This window comes from Massilia sp. PAMC28688 (genome assembly GCF_019443445.1).
In the GTDB taxonomy this organism is placed as follows: domain Bacteria; phylum Pseudomonadota; class Gammaproteobacteria; order Burkholderiales; family Burkholderiaceae_D; genus Telluria_A.
In genome coordinates, this window is the sequence record NZ_CP080378.1 from 3,119,508 (window position 1) to 3,136,680 (window position 17,173).

A 17,173-nucleotide genomic window follows, 5' to 3' on the forward strand; every position below is an offset into this window, starting at 1 on the left:
TCCTGCGGGCCGGTCCTGGTCAGGACTTCATGCCACTGTGTCGCAACAGCGCATCGATGCTCGGTTCGCGGCCCCGGAAAGCCTTAAACGATTCGAGCGCCGAGCGCGAACCACCGACGGCCAGAATCTCCTTCTGGAAGCGCTTGCCGGTTTCCTCGGACAGGGTGCCGCCGCCGGCCTCCACCGCTTCCTCGAAAGCGGCGTAGGCATCGGCGGACAGCACTTCTGCCCACTTGTAGCTATAGTACCCGGCGGCATACCCGCCTGCAAAGATATGACCGAAAGAGTGTTGGAAACGGTTAAATGCCGGGGGCATCATGACCGAAAACTTTTCCCGCACTTCATTGATCAAGTCCTGCACCGCCTTGGAACTGCCCGGATCGTAGTCATAATGCAAATGCATGTCGATCAGGGAAAACTCCACCTGGCGCAGCGTCTGCAAGCCGGACTGGAAGTTTTTCGCGGCCAGCATCTTGTCGTACAAGGCGCGCGGCAGCGGTTCCCCTGTCTTAACGTGCGAGGTCATGTGTTGGAGGACATCCCACTCCCAACAAAAATTTTCCATGAACTGGCTTGGCAGTTCGACAGCATCCCACTCCACGCCGGCAATCCCGGACACCGACAGCTCGTCCACCTGCGTCAGCATGTGGTGCAGGCCGTGGCCAAATTCATGGAACAAGGTGGTCACTTCGTCATGCGTGAACAGGGAAGGCTGAAGCACGCCATCGACGGTTGCCGGCGGCGTGAAATTGCAGGTGAGGTAGGCGATCGGGGTCTGCACCGCGCCGCCCGTGGTCAGGCGGCGCCCGCGCGCATCATCCATCCAGGCGCCGCCGTTCTTGCCGCTGCGCGCATACAGGTCCAGGTAGAACTGGCCCACCAGTTCGCCATCGCGCTCGATGCGGAAAAAGCGCACGTCCGGATGCCAGACCGGGGCCGTGTCGGGCTTGATCTGGACCGAGAACAGGCTTTGCACCAGGCGGAACAGGCCGTCGACCACTTTCGGCTCGGGGAAGTATTCCTTCACTTCCTGGGCCGAAAAGGCGTAGCGGCGCTCGCGCAGCTTTTCCGAGGCGTAGGTCAGGTCCCACGATTCGAGCTTGTCGATGCCCAGTTCGTCGCGCGCAAAGGTTTTCAGTTCGGCCAGATCCTGCTCGGCGTAGGGACGGGCGCGGCGCGCCATGTCTTCCAAAAATTCAATGACGTGCTCGGGGCTTTGCGCCATTTTCGGCACCAGGGACACTTCGGCAAAGTTGCGGTAGTCCAGCAGCTTGGCTTCTTCGTCGCGCAGCTTGAGCAAGGTTGAAATATTGCTCGTGTTATCCCAGTTTTCCAGCTGGCTGAACACCGTGCCCATTTCGGAAGCCTTGGTGGAACTGGCGCGGTAAATGGTTTCGCGCAGTTCGCGCTTGTCGGCGTATTGCAAGATTGGGTAGTAGGAGGGGAAGTGCAGCGTGAACTGCCAGCCGTCCTTGCCATCCTTCTTAGCCGAGGCGCGCGCTGCCAGCTTGACGTCGTCGGGCAAGCCTTTCAGGTCCGCTTCATCGTGCACCAGCAATTTATAGTCGTTGGTTGCATCGAGCACGTTCTCGGAAAAACGGGTGGAGACGGCGGCATGCTGCTCCTGGATGGCGGCAAAGCGCTCCTTCTTGTCGGCAGGCAGCTCAGCGCCGCCCAGGCGGAAGTCGCGCAGGGCGTTTTCGACAATCTTCTGGCGCGCCGGCGAGAGCCGGGCGTAATCCGGCCCGGCCCGCAGTGCCTTGTACTTGGCAAACAAGGCTTCGTTCTGTGACAGCGACGTCCAGAATTCGGTCACCTTGGGCTGGTTTTCATTGTAGGCGGCGCGCAGTTCCGGCGTGTCGGCCACATTGTTCAGGTGATTGATGACGCCCCAGGCGCGGCCCAGGCGTTCGGTGGCGTTTTCCAGCGGGACGACAAAGTTGTCCCAGGTGACATTGTCGCTGGGTTCTTCGAGCCCCTTGACCACGCTGGCGGCGTCGGCAATGAGCTGCTCGATGGCCGGGCTCACGTGCTCCGGCGCGATCAGGTCAAAGCGCGGCAGGCCGCTAAAGTCGAGGAGGGGATTGGTGGTGTCGGTCGTCATGGTCTCTCCTGTTGGGTTAGCGCGGCCTGCTTGCCTTGAGCGGCACGACCTCGCTTGTCATCAATTGCTACATTTTAAACGCATGCGAGATTCACAGTGGATACTTGCGCATGTTGATCATCGCAATATCTCGTAGCAATAGGCGTGTGCCAGCGCGTTGAACCCTCTTGTTCTTAAATCCATACTCCGATCTGGCGAAAATCGCGGAAGTACGCGTGCATTGGAGGACCTTGGGCGCACTGGCCCCTACTATGTGATAGCATTTTCAGTTACTTCACAACGAGACTGAAAATGTATGATTGACTCACCCGAGGACGCTGCCAGTTTGGAGCCAACGCCCATAAAGCCTGCCATCTCATTCGAAAGCGTGACTTTCTCCGACGGTCAAACCTTGTCTTTTGAAGAAGACGAGATAGTGGTTTTCGTTGGCCCGAATAATGCAGGAAAAAGCGCGGCACTCCGGGAACTGCAACAATGGGTTTCAAAATCCCTGAAGCAGAAGGTAGTCATTAACGCCAAACTAAAGAAAACCGGCACTAGCGAGGATCTAAGGGGATATCTGGAGCGGTTCGCTCAGCGGTCGGGTGACCTCGCTAACCTTACATATGGCGGTATTGGGTACAATATTCATCACTCGCTTATGGCATACTTTGACGGAGCCGAAGATCGCCATCCTGTAGCGCCTTTCTTTAGCACGAGGCTAGCGACAGAGACGCGTATTAACGGTTCCGATCCTGCCGGTGGCATTGCGCTTTATCAGGCTCCACCATCACATCCAATTCATCTCCTGTTAATGGATCCGGAGCTTGAGAGCACGGTCAGTAAGCTTTTCCGAAAAGCATTTGGGCAAGATTTAATAGTCTTTAGGGCTGGTGGTTCGAATTATCCGATTTATGTGGGCAGCCGACCTGATCTTGCTCCTGGCGAAGACGCACTATCGAAATCTTTTATCGATCAACTTCTAGCCACAGCCGTACCATTGCAGAATCAAGGTGACGGGATGCGAAGTTTTGTGACAGTTCTGCTTCACGGGCTGGTTGCAGACAATCATTCGATCCAATTCCTTGACGAGCCAGAAGCGTTTCTTCATCCACCGCAAGCTAGATTGCTTGGGGAGTTTTTAGCGAATAATAGACGAGCCAAGTCTCAGATGTTCATCGCAACTCATAGTACCGATATTTTGGACGGACTTTTAGCCGCAGGAAATAATAAAATTAGGATTGTACGTGTTCAACGTGTTGGATCGATCAATAGAGTGAAGGAGCTCAGCAAGGAGCGGACCGCCGCCATTGCTAGTGATACCTTGACTCAATATTCAGGGGTTTTCAAGGGAATTTTTTACCGTCGGGTTATCATTACTGAATCCGATGGCGACTGCTTGTTTTATAGTTCCTTCTTGAATCTACCCTCAATTAGTGGTGAGGTCCGTCCAGATGTTCTATTTATACATGCCTCCGGAAAGCATCGTATGGCAAAACTGGTAGATACTCTTCGGGCCCTGGATGTGCCAGTGACCGTCATTACGGACGTTGATATCTTGAGCGAGGAAAATGCCTTTCGCGGACTTTATGAAAGTATTGGCGGAAATTGGGATGAGATACGCAGCGCTTGGGCCACGATTAAGAATAGCGTGCAAGCAATAAGTCCGCCGATTAATGCTAGCCAGATAAAGCAAATGATCTCCGCGGAATTGCAGGGTGTGAGTGACACAGGACAATTTCCAAAGGATGCCGAGCGCAACATTAAAGCGATTTTTCGCACAGTGTCCCCGTGGGATGCCCTGAAGCAGGCCGGTCGAAGCGCGTTACGTGGTTCTACGACCATTCAAATGTATGACCGATTGGTTGATGCTTGTGCTGTTCTAGGACTTTGGATCGTCCCCGTTGGCGAGCTCGAGGGCTTTTGTCGAAGTATCGAGGCCAAGCATGGTCCGAGTTTTGTAGAAAAGGTTATAGAAGAGCGAGACCTGGAACGTGACTCAGAGCTAGCCGATGCGAGAGCTTTCGTTACGAAGATTTGGCAACAAGCTAGCGTCGCATAAAAACTCCAGTCTTCTTCCGAGGGGCGTTTTTGCAGTAATGGAATGAAATGACTTAGTTGTGCCAGCGGAGCTGTGGCTTGTGGTTCAACGCGCTTTGATTGTGGCGATGCCTGCAAGGCAGGCTTCGAGTTAGCTGCCGTGGCATATCATCTACGTTCGGCCGCTTCGACCGTGTTCATTAACAGCATGGTAATCGTCATCGGTCCCACACCGCCTGGCACCGGCGTAATGTGCGCAGCCTTGTCGCGCACGCCCGCGGTATCGACGTCGCCGCACAGCTTGCCGTTCTCGTCGCGGTTCATGCCCACGTCAATCACGATGGCGCCCGGCTTGACCATGTCGGCGGTGAGGGTATTGCGGCGCCCGACGGCGGCTACCACCACGTCGGCCTGGCGCGTGTGGTAGCCCAGGTCCGGCGTCGCACTGTGGCATATGGTCACGGTGGCGTTCGCTTGCAAGAGCAACAGTGCCATGGGTTTGCCCACCGTGTTGCTGCGTCCAATGACGACCGCATGCTTGCCGCGCAGGTCGTAGCCCGTGCTTTCGATCAGCTTCATGCAGCCATACGGCGTGCATGGGCGAAATCCTTCCAGGCCCGTCATCAGTTCGCCCGCCGACAGCACGGAGTAGCCATCCACATCCTTGCTGGTGGAAATGGCTTCGATCACCTTGTGCGGGTTGATGTGTTTGGGCAAAGGCATCTGGACCAGGATGCCGTGGATGGCCGGGTCAGCGTTCAAGGCGGCAATGCGCTCGAGCAGGGCCGCTTCGCTCAGGTCGGCATCGTATTTTTCGAGCACGGAATGAAAGCCCACATCGCCGCAGGCCTTGACCTTGTTGCGCACGTACACCTGGCTGGCCGGGTCTTCCCCCACCAGGATCACTGCCAGGCCAGGCTGCCTGCCCTGGGCCGTCAGGGCCGCGGCACGCTGGCCGATCTCGGCGCGCAATTGTTGGGAAAGGAGGACGCCATCGATCAGTTGTGCGGACATGGTGGAAAGAAGTAAGTGGAAGGGAAAGCGGGATTATAAAACGGCGGGCGTCCCGCAGGTTGATGTCGGCACCGTCATTCCATAATATGAAATGATATATCGCAATTTGGAAAAGCATAAAAACACTGTTAGAATCTCTGCACTAATTTAATGTAATGGTAAATTGTCAGCAAAACGTCCGCGGCGATTCAGGGAATCGGGTAGGGCACACACACAAGGAGACGCATTAATGTCAGCTCAACTCGACCAGTTGACGGCCCAAGCCGCCAACGATCCAGATACACTAGAAACACAAGAATGGCTCGAAGCACTCGAAGCCGTCATTGAAAACGAAGGCCCGGAACGGGCTCACTACCTGATGGAGCGCCTGGTCGACCTGGCCCGCCGCCGCGGCGCCCACATCCCGTTTTCCAGCAATACCGCCTACGTCAACACCATCCCCGCCCACCTCGAAGCACACTGCCCCGGTAACCTCGAATACGAAGAGCGCCTGCGCTCGTGGATGCGCTGGAACGCCATGGCCATGGTGGTCAAGGCCAACCGCGCCGACGGCGACCTGGGAGGCCACATCTCCAGCTTCGCTTCACTGGCCAACATGCTCGGCATCGGCTTTAACCACTTCTGGCGCGCCCCGTCGGCCGACCACGGCGGCGACCTGTTGTACCTCCAGGGTCACTCATCGCCGGGCATCTATGCGCGCGCCTTCCTCGAAGGGCGCCTGTCGGAAGACCAGCTGCTCAACTTCCGCCGCGAAGTCGACGGCAAGGGCCTGTCTTCCTATCCGCACCCCAAGCTGATGCCGACCTTCTGGCAGTTCCCGACCGTGTCGATGGGCCTGGGCCCGCTCATGGCCATCTACCAGGCGCGCTTTCTCAAGTACCTGCATGCGCGCTCGATCGCCGACACCGAAAACCGCAAGGTCTGGGTCTTCTGCGGCGATGGCGAGATGGACGAGCCGGAATCGATGGGCGCCATCGGCATGGCCGCGCGCGAGCGCCTGGACAACCTGGTCATGGTCGTCAACTGCAACCTGCAGCGCCTGGACGGCCCGGTACGCGGCAACGGCAAGATCATCCAGGAACTGGAAGCGGACTTCCGCGGCGCCGGCTGGAACGTCGTCAAGGTCATCTGGGGCCCGGGCTGGGACGCCCTGCTGGCCAAGGACAAGGACGGCATTCTGCAGCGCGTGATGATGGAAACCGTGGACGGCGAATACCAGAACTACAAGGCCAAGGATGGCGCCTACGTGCGCAAGCACTTCTTCGGCAAGCATCCCAAGCTGCTGGAAATGGTCGCCAACATGACCGACGACGACATCTGGCGCCTGACCCGCGGCGGCCATGATCCGCACAAGATTTACGCCGCCTTCAAGGTCGCCCAGGAAAACAAGGGCACGCCGACGGTGCTGCTGGTGAAGACCGTCAAGGGCTTCGGCATGGGCAAGTCGGGCGAAGCGCGCAACACGGCGCACCAGACCAAGAAGCTCGATGATGAAGCCATCCGCGAGATGCGCGACCGTTTCGCCATCCCTATTCCCGACGACCAGCTGGCCGACATCCCGTTCTTCAAGCCGGCTGACGATGCGCCGGAAATGGTCTATCTGCACAAGCGCCGCGAAGCGCTGGGCGGCTACCTGCCGCAGCGCCGTCCGCAGGCTGCGGAAACGCTGCCGGTGCCGGCCCTGTCGGCATTCCAGAACGTGCTCGATGCTACCGCTGAAGGCCGCGAGATCTCGACCACGCAAAGTTTTGTCCGCATCATCTCGACCCTGCTGCGCGACCCCAACCTGGGCCAGCGCATCGTGCCGATCCTGGTGGACGAATCGCGTACCTTCGGCATGGAAGGCCTGTTCCGCCAGATCGGCATCTTCAACCAGCAGGGCCAGTTGTACGAGCCGGTCGACAAGGACCAGGTGAGCTACTACCGCGAAGACAAGGCCGGCCAGATCCTGCAGGAAGGTATCAACGAGGCGGGCGGCATGAGTTCGTGGATCGCCGCGGCGACGTCGTACTCGACCAACAACCGCATCATGATCCCGTTCTACACCTTCTACTCCATGTTCGGCATGCAGCGCATCGGCGACCTGGCATGGGCGGCAGGCGACATGCGCGCACGCGGCTTCCTGATGGGCGGCACGGCCGGGCGCACCACGCTCAATGGCGAAGGCTTGCAGCACGAAGATGGCCACAGCCACATCATGGCTGCCACCATCCCCAACTGCATGCCGTATGACCCGACCTTTGGCCACGAAGTGGCAGTCATCATCCAGGACGGCCTGCGCCGCATGGTGGCCGAGCAGGAGGACGTGTTCTATTACATCACGCTGATGAACGAGAACTATCCGATGCCGGGCATGAAGGCGGGCGACGAAGAGGGCATCCTGAAAGGCATGTACCTGTTCCAGCAAGGTAAAGCCGATGCCCAGCAGCGCGTGCAGCTGATCGGATCGGGCACCATCCTGCGCGAGTCGATCTTCGCCGCCCAGATCCTGGAGCAGGATTACGGCATCGCCGCCGATGTGTGGTCGGCACCGTCGCTGACCCTGATCGCCCGCGATGGCCAGGATGCCGAGCGCTGGAACATGGTCAACCCGACCGGCCCGCAGCGCCTGCCGTACGTGACCCAGCTGATGCAGGAAACGTCCGGCCCGATCATCGCCACCACCGACTACATGCGCCTGTTCGCCGAACAGATCCGCGCATTCATGCCCAAGGACCGCACTTACAAGGTGCTCGGTACCGACGGCTTCGGACGCTCCGACAGCCGCGTCAAGCTGCGCGAGTTCTTTGAAGTGAACCGCCACTATATCGTCGTGGCGACGCTCAAGGCACTGGCCGATGAAGGCAAGATCGACACCAATGCGGTGGCCCAGGCGGTCGCCAAATACGGTATCGATCCGAACAAGCCGAATCCGGTGACGCAATAATCAGGCACGTAGAAATACGCCGTCCCGCGCAGGGCGCCGTGAAAAGCGGCTGCGCGGGCAAAAAGAACATGGAGCCAACCCAATGAGTACAGTGGAAGTCAAAGTCCCGGACATCGGCGACTTCAAGGAAGTGGAAGTAATCGAACTGATGGTCAAGCCGGGCGACACCGTGAAGGTGGACCAATCGCTGATCACGGTCGAATCGGACAAGGCCAGCATGGAAATCCCGTGTTCGCACGCGGGCGTGGTCAAGGAACTGAAAATCAAGGTGGGAGACAAGGTCAAGGAAGGTTCGCTGGTCCTGATCCTGGAAGCGGCCGAGGGCGCGGCCGATGCCGCAGCACCTGCGCCGGCAGCTGCGCCGGCCGAGGCGCCTGCCGCTCCCGCGCCTGCTCCTGCGCCTGCGCCTGCTGCTCCCGCGCCTGCTGCTGCGCCGGCACCTGCTCCGGCAGCGGCACCTGCGGCAGCTGCGCCAGCGCCGGCTGCGTCAAATTCAAAAGCGCATGCCTCGCCATCGATCCGCAAGTTCGCGCGCGAACTGGGCGTGGACCTGTCGCGGGTGGCGGGCAGTGGTCCCAAGGGCCGCATCACCCAGGAAGACGTGCAGAATTTCGTCAAGGGCGTGCTGGCCAGCGCGTCACCGGGCAATGGCGCCGCCGCTCCCAAGGGTGGCAGTGGTGTGGGCCTGGACCTGCTGCCATGGCCGTCGCTCGACTTCAGCAAGTTCGGGCCGACCGAGCTGCAGCCGCTGTCGCGCATCAAGAAGATCAGCGGTCCGAACCTGCACCGCAACTGGGTCATGATCCCGCACGTCACGCAGTTCGACGAGTCCGACGTGACCGACCTGGAACAGTTCCGTGTCGATTCCAACGCCGCCCTGGCCAAGGCCAAGTCCACGGTCAAGCTCACCATGCTCGCCTTTGTCATCAAGGCGTCGGTAGCCGCGCTCAAGAAGTATCCGGCGTTTAACGCGTCCATCGACGAGACCGGCGCAAACCTGTTCCTCAAGCAGTACTACAACATCGGCTTTGCCGCCGACACGCCGAACGGCCTCATGGTCCCCGTGGTCAAGGATGCGGACAAGAAGTCCATCTCGCAGATCGCCACTGAAATGGCAGAACTGTCGGGCGCTGCGCGCGACGGCAAGCTTAGCCCCGCCAACATGCAGGGCGCGACCTTCACCATCTCGTCGCTGGGCGGCATTGGCGGCACCGCGTTCACACCGATTATCAATGCACCGGAAGTGGCCATTCTCGGCCTGTCCAAGTCGGCCATGAAGCCGGTGTGGGACGGCGCCGCATTCCAGCCGCGCCTGATGCTGCCGCTGTCGCTGTCGTACGACCACCGCGTGATCGATGGCGCCATGGCTGCCCGCTTCACCGCATATCTGGCAGAAGTCATGTCGGACCTGCGCAAGTCGCTGTTATAAGGAGCTGCATCGATGAGCACAATCGACGTCAAGGTCCCGAACATTGGTGACTTCAAGGAAGTGGAAGTAATTGAGCTGATGATCAAGGTGGGTGACACCATCAAGGTCGACCAGAGCCTGGTCACGGTGGAGTCGGACAAGGCCAGCATGGAAATTCCTTCCACCCACGCAGGCGTGGTCAAGGAGCTGAAAATCAAGGTAGGCGACAAGGTGGCCGAAGGGTCGATCCTGCTGACTGTGGAAGCGTCGGCCGGCGAGGCCGCCCCTGCCGCTGCACCCGCGTCGCCGGCACCGGCAGCGGCCACGCCACCATCGGCGCCGACAGAATCGCAGGCGCCTGCGCGTCCGGATGCGGCCCCGGTGGGCGCTGCTGCCGCGCCAGCGCCCCAGATGGCAAAGTATGACGGCAAGGTCGATGTTGAATGCGAGATGATGGTGCTGGGAGCAGGTCCCGGCGGCTACTCGGCCGCCTTCCGTTCTGCGGACCTTGGCATGAACACGGTGCTGGTGGAGCGCTATTCGTCGCTCGGCGGCGTATGCCTGAATGTTGGCTGCATTCCGTCCAAGGCGCTGCTGCACGTGGCGGCCGTCATTGACGAAACTGCCGGCATGTCCAAACATGGCGTGACCTTTGCCAAGCCTGAAATCAACCTCGATGAGCTGCGTGCCTACAAGGACAAGGTCATCACCAAGATGACCGGCGGCCTGGCCGGCATGGCCAAGGCACGCAAGGTCAACGTGGTGCAGGGCGTGGGCCAGTTTGTCAGCGCCAATCACATTGAAGTGACGGGCGAGGACGGCAGCAAGAAGGTAATCCAGTTCCAGAAAGCGATCATCGCCGCTGGTTCGTCGGTGGTGAAGCTGCCGTTCGTGCCGGAAGATCCGCGCATTGTGGACTCCACCGGCGCGCTTGAACTGCGCCAGATCCCCAAGCGCATGCTGGTCATCGGCGGCGGCATTATTGGCCTGGAAATGGCCACCGTGTACTCCACGCTGGGCGCGCGCATCGACGTGGTCGAAATGATGGATGGCCTGATGCAGGGCGCGGACCGCGACATGGTCAAGGTCTGGCAAAAGTTCAACGAGAAGCGCTTCGACAACATCATGACCAAGACCAAAACGGTCGCGGTGGAAGCGCTGGCCGAAGGCATCAAGGTCTCGTTCGAGGCTGCCGAAGCCGGCGGCCAGGCGCCCGAGCCGCAGGTCTACGACATGGTGCTGGTGGCGGTTGGCCGCAGCCCGAACGGCAAGAAGATCGCTGCCGACAAGGCTGGCGTGACGGTGTCCGAGCGTGGCTTCATCCCCGTTGATGGCCAGATGCGCACCAACGTGCCGCACATCTTCGCCATCGGCGACCTGGTGGGCCAGCCGATGCTGGCGCACAAGGCCGTGCACGAGGCGCATGTGGCGGCGGAGGCTGCGCACGGCGAGAAGGCATTTTTCGATGCCAAGGTCATTCCATCGGTGGCCTACACCGATCCGGAAGTGGCATGGGTCGGCATCACGGAAGATGAAGCCAAAGCGCAGGGCATCAAGCTTGAAAAGGGCCACTTCCCGTGGGCCGCAAGTGGCCGTGCCGTTGCCAACGGCCGCGAAGAAGGCTTCACCAAGCTGCTGTTCGACGCCGAGACGCACCGCATCGTCGGCGGCGGCATCGTGGGCACCCACGCCGGCGACATGATCGGCGAGATCGCGCTGGCCATCGAAATGGGGGCGGACGGTGTCGATATCGGCAAGACGATTCACCCGCACCCGACGCTGGGCGAGTCGATCGGCATGGCCGCCGAAGTGTACAAAGGCGTGTGCACCGACCTGCCGCCGCCGCGCAAGCGCTAACAGCAGGCATTCTAGAGAGCCGCCCCGGCCGCGAGACCGGGGCGGCTTTTTTACTGCATGTTCTGGCTACGCCCTGACGGGTGACTTATAATTTGAGCAATCGTACATAATTGGATACTACATGAATCGCTCAACATTCCTTTCCGCCCTTGCCATTTCCTGTGCGCTCGCACTGACTGCCTGCGGTGGCGGAGATGACGGCGTCCCGCTCGGTCCCTTCCCTGATATCACCAAGACCGAAGGCGACGAACCCTTTGCGTTGACTCTGCCCACATCGAAAAGCCCTGGTGTGTTTGTCGTCACGAGCAGCAATCCCGAAGTCGCCACCGTGTCGGCAGATTACAAGGTGACCGTTGTCGGTATCGGCCAGACCGTCCTCACCGCATCCCAGCCCGAAATCGGCAGCTACAATCCCACGCGCACCACGGCAACGCTCACCGTCAAGGAGCGGGTATGCGTGCTGCCGGCGGTGAAGCAGGGCCAGAAATGTGTGACACCCCCGGCTGCAACGTGATGCATGCGGGCAGCGGCGCGACCAAATGAAAAGGGAAGCTTGCGCTTCCCTTTTTTCCTCGTACTTCTTGCACCGTGATCGGTGCATCAGGCAGCTTCGCGGCTGCGTTTTTATTTGATTAGCTGTAACTGGTCCAACGGGTAGGAATTTCCATTTGACCGTTGCGCGCTGCATCTGCGTAGGCACGCATTTCAGCGACAACGGCTTCGAGTTGCTCACTATTGGGGTTTTGCAGGAACCCCTTCATACGTTCATTCAATGACGCGTGTTGATCGCGCCATTCATAACGAGCGGACTTGCTCATATAGACCTCCTGTTGATATGCCCTCAGGTTGACAGATTCAGAACAAATATTCCGTGCGTTGGCGCACATTCGTTTTTTCAGGGGTGGCGCAGGACGCTCTTGTAGAACAGGTCCAGGCGCTGGTGCAGGTGTCCCAGCACGGTGTCGCGCGGCTGGCTGGCGGGATCGAAGAGAAAGCGCGAAAACGGATCGCCCAGCACACAGTTGATCAGATAACTGGGCAATAGTTCAATCGCCAGATCTTCGCGCAACTGGGCGCGCACGTGCGGCTTTTCAAAAAAGCGCGACAGCGCTTCACGCGACTGGCGCGGTCCTGCCTCATAAAACGATTGCGCCAGTTCCGGGTTGGTGTTCGCTTCCGCAATCACCATGCGCTGCAGGGCCAGCGCCTGCGGCGTGGTGACCATGTCGAGAAAATGTTCGCTGAATTCGCCAATGACCTGCTTGAGCGGCCGCTCGTCGCTTTCCATCTTTTGCGGCGCGATGAAGCGGTCGCGGTTGGCAATCAGGACAGCCTGGAACAGCCCGGCCTTGCCGCCAAACTTGACGTAAATGGTGCGCACGGCCACATGGGCCTGGCGGGCGATCAGCTCCAGGCTGACCTTGCTGTAACCCATGCTCAAAAACAGCTCACCGGCCGTTTCAATCAGGTTTTGATTGCGCGCCTCGAGGTCGGCGGCGCGCGGGCGTCCTGCTGCTTTATTCATGGCCCGCACTGTAGACGAAACTAAAATGAAATGCAACCGTTTCATTTCTTGACTTGCTCTAGAGAATGATTAATAATGCTCTTGTCCCATTTCATTTCCCCCGGAGTCCGTATGTCCCAGCCTCAAACCAAGGTCGAGTTGACCCAGCTTGCCCCCGTCGCACCAGCTACCGAGCCGGCCACCACGCCGCCGAACTGGCGCGTGCGTGCTGTGCTTGGCCTGATCGTGCTGGGCGCGGCCGGCTTTGGCGCCAAGATGTGGTATCACAGCACGCATTATGTGGAAACGGAGAATGCCTATATCTCCGGTCATGTCACACCGGTCTCGTCGCGCATTGCCGGGGTCGTCACCAAGGTCATGGTGGAAGACAACCAGACCGTCAAGGCAGGGCAGGTGATCGCCCAGCTTGACCCGTCCGACCAGGGGGTGCGCGTGGAGCAGATTGAAGCGCAGATTGCCACCGCCCAGCAGCAGGTGCTGCAGGCCGAGGCGCAGGTGGCCCAGGTCCGCGCCCAGGCGGCAGCAGCGGCGGCCCAGGTGGCGCAGTCGCAGGCCAACCTGGTACGCGCCAATCAGGATGCCCAGCGTTACAGCCAGCTCTATACATCGACCATGAAAGCGGTATCGAAAGCGGAAGTGGACGCCGCCAATGCCGGCCGCGCCGGTGCCAGTGCCGACCTGGCCGCGCGCCGCGGCAATGTGGACGCCGCCCAGGCTCAGATCGTCGCCGCGGGCGCCGCGCGCGATGTGGTCAAGGCCCAGATCAAGGTGCTGCAGGCGCAGCTCAAGGATGCAAAGCAGCAGCTGGCCTACAACAGCATCCTGGCGCCGGTGGACGGGCGCCTGGGGCGGCGCAGCGTGGAAGTGGGCGCGCGCGTGCAGCCCGGCCAGCAGCTGGCCGCCATCGTGCAGGATGAAATGTGGGTGACCGCCAATTTCAAGGAAACCCAGCTTGCCGGCCTCAAACCCGGCCAGGCCGTCAAGGTGGTGATCGACGCCATGCCCAAGCAGCCTTTGACGGGTCGCCTGGACAGCTTCTCGCCCGCCTCGGGCAATCAGTTTGCGCTGCTGCCGGCAGATAACGCCACCGGCAACTTCACCAAGATCGTCCAGCGCGTGCCGGTCAAGATCGTGCTGCGTGCAGAAGACCAGAAGGCCCTGCGCGGTCGCCTGGTGCCGGGGATGTCGGCCATGGCCGAAATCGAATTGAACCAGGAAGTCGCGGCTGCGCCAGCGACGGTCGCCGCCCGCTAAGACTGCCATGTCCAGTTCGACCCCCACACCCCTGCGGGGCGGCTTTGCCGCGCCCGTGATATCCGAAACGGTGGACGCGCGCACCTGGGTTGCCGTCGCCGCCGGCATGCTCGGCGCGTTCATGGCGATCCTCGATATCCAGATCACCAATTCATCGCTGCGCGACATCCTCGGCACGCTCTCGGCCACGCAGGAAGAAGGCTCCTGGATTTCGACCGCCTACCTGTGCGCGGAAATCGTCGTCATTCCGCTGACCGCCTTGCTCACGCAGGTGTTCGGCATGCGCGGCTACATCATCGGCACCACCAGCCTGTTCCTCGTGTTTTCAACCCTGTGCGGGGCCGCCTGGAACCTCGAGAGCATGATCGTATTCCGCGTGCTGCAGGGCTTTACCGGCGGCGCCTTGATTCCGATGGCACTCACGCTCGTCATGGCCAAGCTGCCGCCCTCAAAGCGCGCGGCCGGCATGGCGATCTTTGGCCTGACCGCGACCCTGGCGCCGGCCATGGGACCGACCGTGGGCGGCTTCCTGGCCGAAATCTACGGCTGGCCCACCATTTTCTACATCAACTGGATCCCTGGCCTGCTGCTTATTTTCGGCATCTGGTGGGGCCTCGATCCCGACAAGCGCCAGCTGCATTTGCTGGCCAAGGCCGACTGGCTGGGCATTGCGCTGATGGCCATGGGCCTGGGCTGCCTGACCATCATGCTCGAAGAAGGCAACTCCAAGGACTGGTTTGAATCGGACTTTATCCGCCTGTTTGCCGCGCTGTCGCTGATTGGCCTGGTGGGCTGGGTCTACACCAGCATGAACAGCCGCGACCCGTTCGTGAACCTGCGCCTGTACGGGCAGCGCAACTTCCTGGTGGCCACCGCGCTGTCGGGCGTGATCGGGATGGGCCTGTATGGCTCGTCGTTCTTGCTGCCGCTGTACCTGGGCCAGATTGCCGGCTACAGCCCGATGCAGATTGGGCAGGTCATCATGTGGGCCGGCCTGCCGCAGCTGTTCATCATGCCGTTCGCGGCCATCCTGTCGTCGAAGGTGGACAACCGCATCCTGTGCGCCATCGGCCTGACCCTCTTTGGCATCTCATGCATGATGAATGCGTACATGGATGCCTCCACCGGTTACGACCAGCTTTTCTGGTCTCAGGTCGTGCGCGCCCTGGGCCAGCCTTTCATCATGCTCACGCTGTCGCAATTCGCCATGCACAAGATCGCAGCGCACGACACGGCGTCGGCATCGAGCCTGTTCAACATGACCCGCAACCTGGGCGGCTCGGTCGGCATCGCCATGCTGGCCACCACGCTGACCAACCGCGAGCACTTTCATTCGGCGGTCCTGGGCGAGTCGGTGTCGGCCCTGGCCCCGGCCACCCAGCTGCGCCTGGAGCAGCTCACGCAGGCATTCGTTTCCAGCGGTATTGATCCGGCCACCGCCGCCACCCAGGCACTGGCCATGATCGACCGCATCGTCCGGCGCGAAGCCTATGTAATGGCTTACAACGATGGCTTTGTGATCATGGCCTGCTTCCTGTTTGCCTGCGTTGGCGCGCTGCTGTTTGCAGACAAAGTCAAAGCACCTTCCGGCCCCGGCGCCGGCGCTCATTAATATGTACGGAGAATTGACCATGAAGCCATTGATCTTGTGCGCACTGCTGGCGCTGGCCGGCTGCGCTACTGTCGGCACCGATTTCAACCCGCCTGCCGCCGGCAGCGCTGCCACTTTCCGCCATGCCGCGGCCACTGACAGTGCGCGCCTGCCGGCCCAGTGGTGGACCGTGTTCGACGACGCCACCCTCAACGCGCTGCAGCAGCGCGCGCTGCGCGACAACCCGAGCGTGCGTGCCAGCGCCCAGCGCCTGCTGCAGGCCCAGGCGCAGCTGTCGACACTGCGCGCGGCCCAGGGGCCCACGGTCAACGTGGGCGCGTCGGTGGCCAATTCGCGTTCGTCCCAGCTGACCACCCAAAGCCTGGCGCTGGGCGGGCGCGAGATCGCGGGCAACAACTATGCCATTGGCGCGTCGCTGTCGTACGAACTCGATCTGTGGGGCCGCGTCAAGCGCGTGGTGGAAGCGGCCGACGCCCAGGCCATGGTCACCCAGCATGAGCGCGACGGCGTGATCCTGCTGCTCTCGTCGCAGGTCGCCGCCACTTACTGGCAGCTGCGCGGCATGGATGCCGAAATGGCGATCCTCAAGCAGGCTTTGGCCGCCCGCGGCGAAGCCCAGCAAGTGGTGGAAGCCCGCTTTGAAGGCGGCTTCACCAATGAACTCGACGTGGTGCGCGCGCGCGTGGAACGCGCCAATGCAGAAGCAGACCTGCATGAAGTGCAGCGCCAGCGCAATCTGCTGGAAAACAGCCTGGCGGTGCTGGTGGGCGTGGCCCCGACCGCGCCGCTCATTGCCAGCCTGGATAGCACTACCTTGCCCGAGCCGCCGGCGATCCCGGTTGGCCTGCCGGCCAGCCTGCTGGCGCAGCGTCCCGACCTGGCAGCGAGCGTGGCCGGCCTGCGCGCGGCTAACGCCAACGTGGCGATGGCCGAAGGCGCGTTCTACCCCTCGCTGTCCCTGACCAGCAATATCGGCTTCGCCTCCGAGAGCCTGTCGGACATTGCAAGGAGCGGCGCGCGCCAGTTTTCGGTCGGTCCCCTGGCGCTGTCGCTGCCGCTGTTCGACGGCGGCCGCAACAAGGCCAATCTGGCGCTGTCGAAGGCGCGCTACGCAGAAGCTGTCGCCAACCACGAAGGGCGCCTGCTGACGGCCCTGCGCGAAGTGGAAGATGCGCTGTCGGACCTGCAGCAGCGCCAGCGCCAGGGCGATGTGCAGGCCCAGTCGCAGCAGGCTGCCGCGCGCGCCGTGCTGGTGGCCGGCGCGCGCTATGAGCGCGGCCTGTCGACCTATCTCGATGTGACGGACGCCCAGCGCTCATCGCTGGCAGCGGACCGCGCGGCGGCCCAGATCCGCACCCAACGCCTGCTGGCGACGGTGGCGGTGGCCCGTTCGCTCGGCGCCGGCTGGACTGCGCAGGCGCCGCTGGCGACCATCGCCAGCGCCAGGTAAGCCG

Annotated in this window: 12 protein-coding genes; 8 read left to right on the forward strand and 4 right to left on the reverse strand. The window is 61.1% G+C overall.

What is annotated here, in order from left to right:
• Positions 1 to 19: 19 nt before the first annotated feature.
• On the reverse strand, positions 20 to 2,104 hold the full coding sequence (locus KY495_RS13925) for a M3 family metallopeptidase (RefSeq protein ID WP_219880009.1): 2,085 nt from the start codon (positions 2,102 to 2,104) through the stop codon (positions 20 to 22).
• A 367-nt stretch (positions 2,105 to 2,471) separates the two neighbouring features.
• On the opposite strand from KY495_RS13925, the gene KY495_RS13930 reads away from it, so the two are divergent.
• The gene (locus KY495_RS13930; RefSeq protein WP_219880010.1) at positions 2,472 to 4,145 is read left to right on the forward strand and encodes an ATP-dependent endonuclease; all 1,674 of its coding nucleotides are present in this window, start codon (positions 2,472 to 2,474) and stop codon (positions 4,143 to 4,145) included.
• A gap of 146 nt (positions 4,146 to 4,291) precedes the next feature.
• On the opposite strand, the gene folD is transcribed toward KY495_RS13930, so the two are convergent.
• Positions 4,292 to 5,137 (reverse strand): bifunctional methylenetetrahydrofolate dehydrogenase/methenyltetrahydrofolate cyclohydrolase FolD, encoded by an 846-nt coding sequence (gene folD, locus KY495_RS13935; RefSeq protein WP_219880011.1) that lies wholly within the window; start codon positions 5,135 to 5,137, stop codon positions 4,292 to 4,294.
• 229 nt (positions 5,138 to 5,366) lie between these two features.
• Here folD and aceE point away from each other — a divergent pair, with 229 nt between their 5' ends.
• The 4 genes from aceE (at position 5,367) to KY495_RS13955 (ending at position 11,842) form a co-directional block, all read left to right on the forward strand.
• Positions 5,367 to 8,063, forward strand: a complete 2,697-nt coding sequence (gene aceE / locus KY495_RS13940; protein ID WP_219880012.1) for a pyruvate dehydrogenase (acetyl-transferring), homodimeric type — start codon at positions 5,367 to 5,369, stop codon at positions 8,061 to 8,063.
• 82 nt (positions 8,064 to 8,145) lie between these two features.
• On the forward strand, positions 8,146 to 9,492 hold the full coding sequence (aceF, locus tag KY495_RS13945) for a dihydrolipoyllysine-residue acetyltransferase (RefSeq protein WP_219880013.1): 1,347 nt from the start codon (positions 8,146 to 8,148) through the stop codon (positions 9,490 to 9,492).
• 12 nt (positions 9,493 to 9,504) lie between these two features.
• Entirely contained in the window at positions 9,505 to 11,328 is a 1,824-nt protein-coding gene (gene lpdA / locus KY495_RS13950) for a dihydrolipoyl dehydrogenase (RefSeq protein WP_219880014.1), read from the forward strand.
• A 121-nt stretch (positions 11,329 to 11,449) separates the two neighbouring features.
• Positions 11,450 to 11,842 carry an Ig-like domain-containing protein gene (locus KY495_RS13955; RefSeq protein ID WP_219880015.1) on the forward strand — a complete coding sequence of 131 codons (393 nt, stop codon included), beginning with the start codon at positions 11,450 to 11,452 and terminating at the stop codon, positions 11,840 to 11,842.
• A gap of 118 nt (positions 11,843 to 11,960) precedes the next feature.
• On the opposite strand, the gene KY495_RS13960 is transcribed toward KY495_RS13955, so the two are convergent.
• Together KY495_RS13960 and KY495_RS13965 are read right to left on the reverse strand one after the other, a co-directional pair.
• Entirely contained in the window at positions 11,961 to 12,146 is a 186-nt protein-coding gene (locus KY495_RS13960; RefSeq protein ID WP_219880016.1) for a hypothetical protein, read from the reverse strand.
• Positions 12,147 to 12,223: 77 nt separating this feature from the next.
• Positions 12,224 to 12,853, reverse strand: a complete 630-nt coding sequence (locus tag KY495_RS13965) for a TetR/AcrR family transcriptional regulator (protein ID WP_219880017.1) — start codon at positions 12,851 to 12,853, stop codon at positions 12,224 to 12,226.
• Between the two features lie 111 nt (positions 12,854 to 12,964).
• Between KY495_RS13965 and KY495_RS13970 the strand changes: the two genes are divergently transcribed.
• The 3 genes from KY495_RS13970 to KY495_RS13980 are packed head-to-tail and all read left to right on the forward strand — an operon-like array spanning position 12,965 to position 17,169.
• Positions 12,965 to 14,107 carry an HlyD family secretion protein gene (locus KY495_RS13970; protein ID WP_219880018.1) on the forward strand — a complete coding sequence of 381 codons (1,143 nt, stop codon included), beginning with the start codon at positions 12,965 to 12,967 and terminating at the stop codon, positions 14,105 to 14,107.
• Between the two features lie 7 nt (positions 14,108 to 14,114).
• Positions 14,115 to 15,719 (forward strand): DHA2 family efflux MFS transporter permease subunit, encoded by a 1,605-nt coding sequence (locus KY495_RS13975; protein ID WP_219880019.1) that lies wholly within the window; start codon positions 14,115 to 14,117, stop codon positions 15,717 to 15,719.
• A 19-nt stretch (positions 15,720 to 15,738) separates the two neighbouring features.
• On the forward strand, positions 15,739 to 17,169 hold the full coding sequence (locus tag KY495_RS13980) for an efflux transporter outer membrane subunit (protein WP_219880020.1): 1,431 nt from the start codon (positions 15,739 to 15,741) through the stop codon (positions 17,167 to 17,169).
• Positions 17,170 to 17,173: the final 4 nt, after the last annotated feature.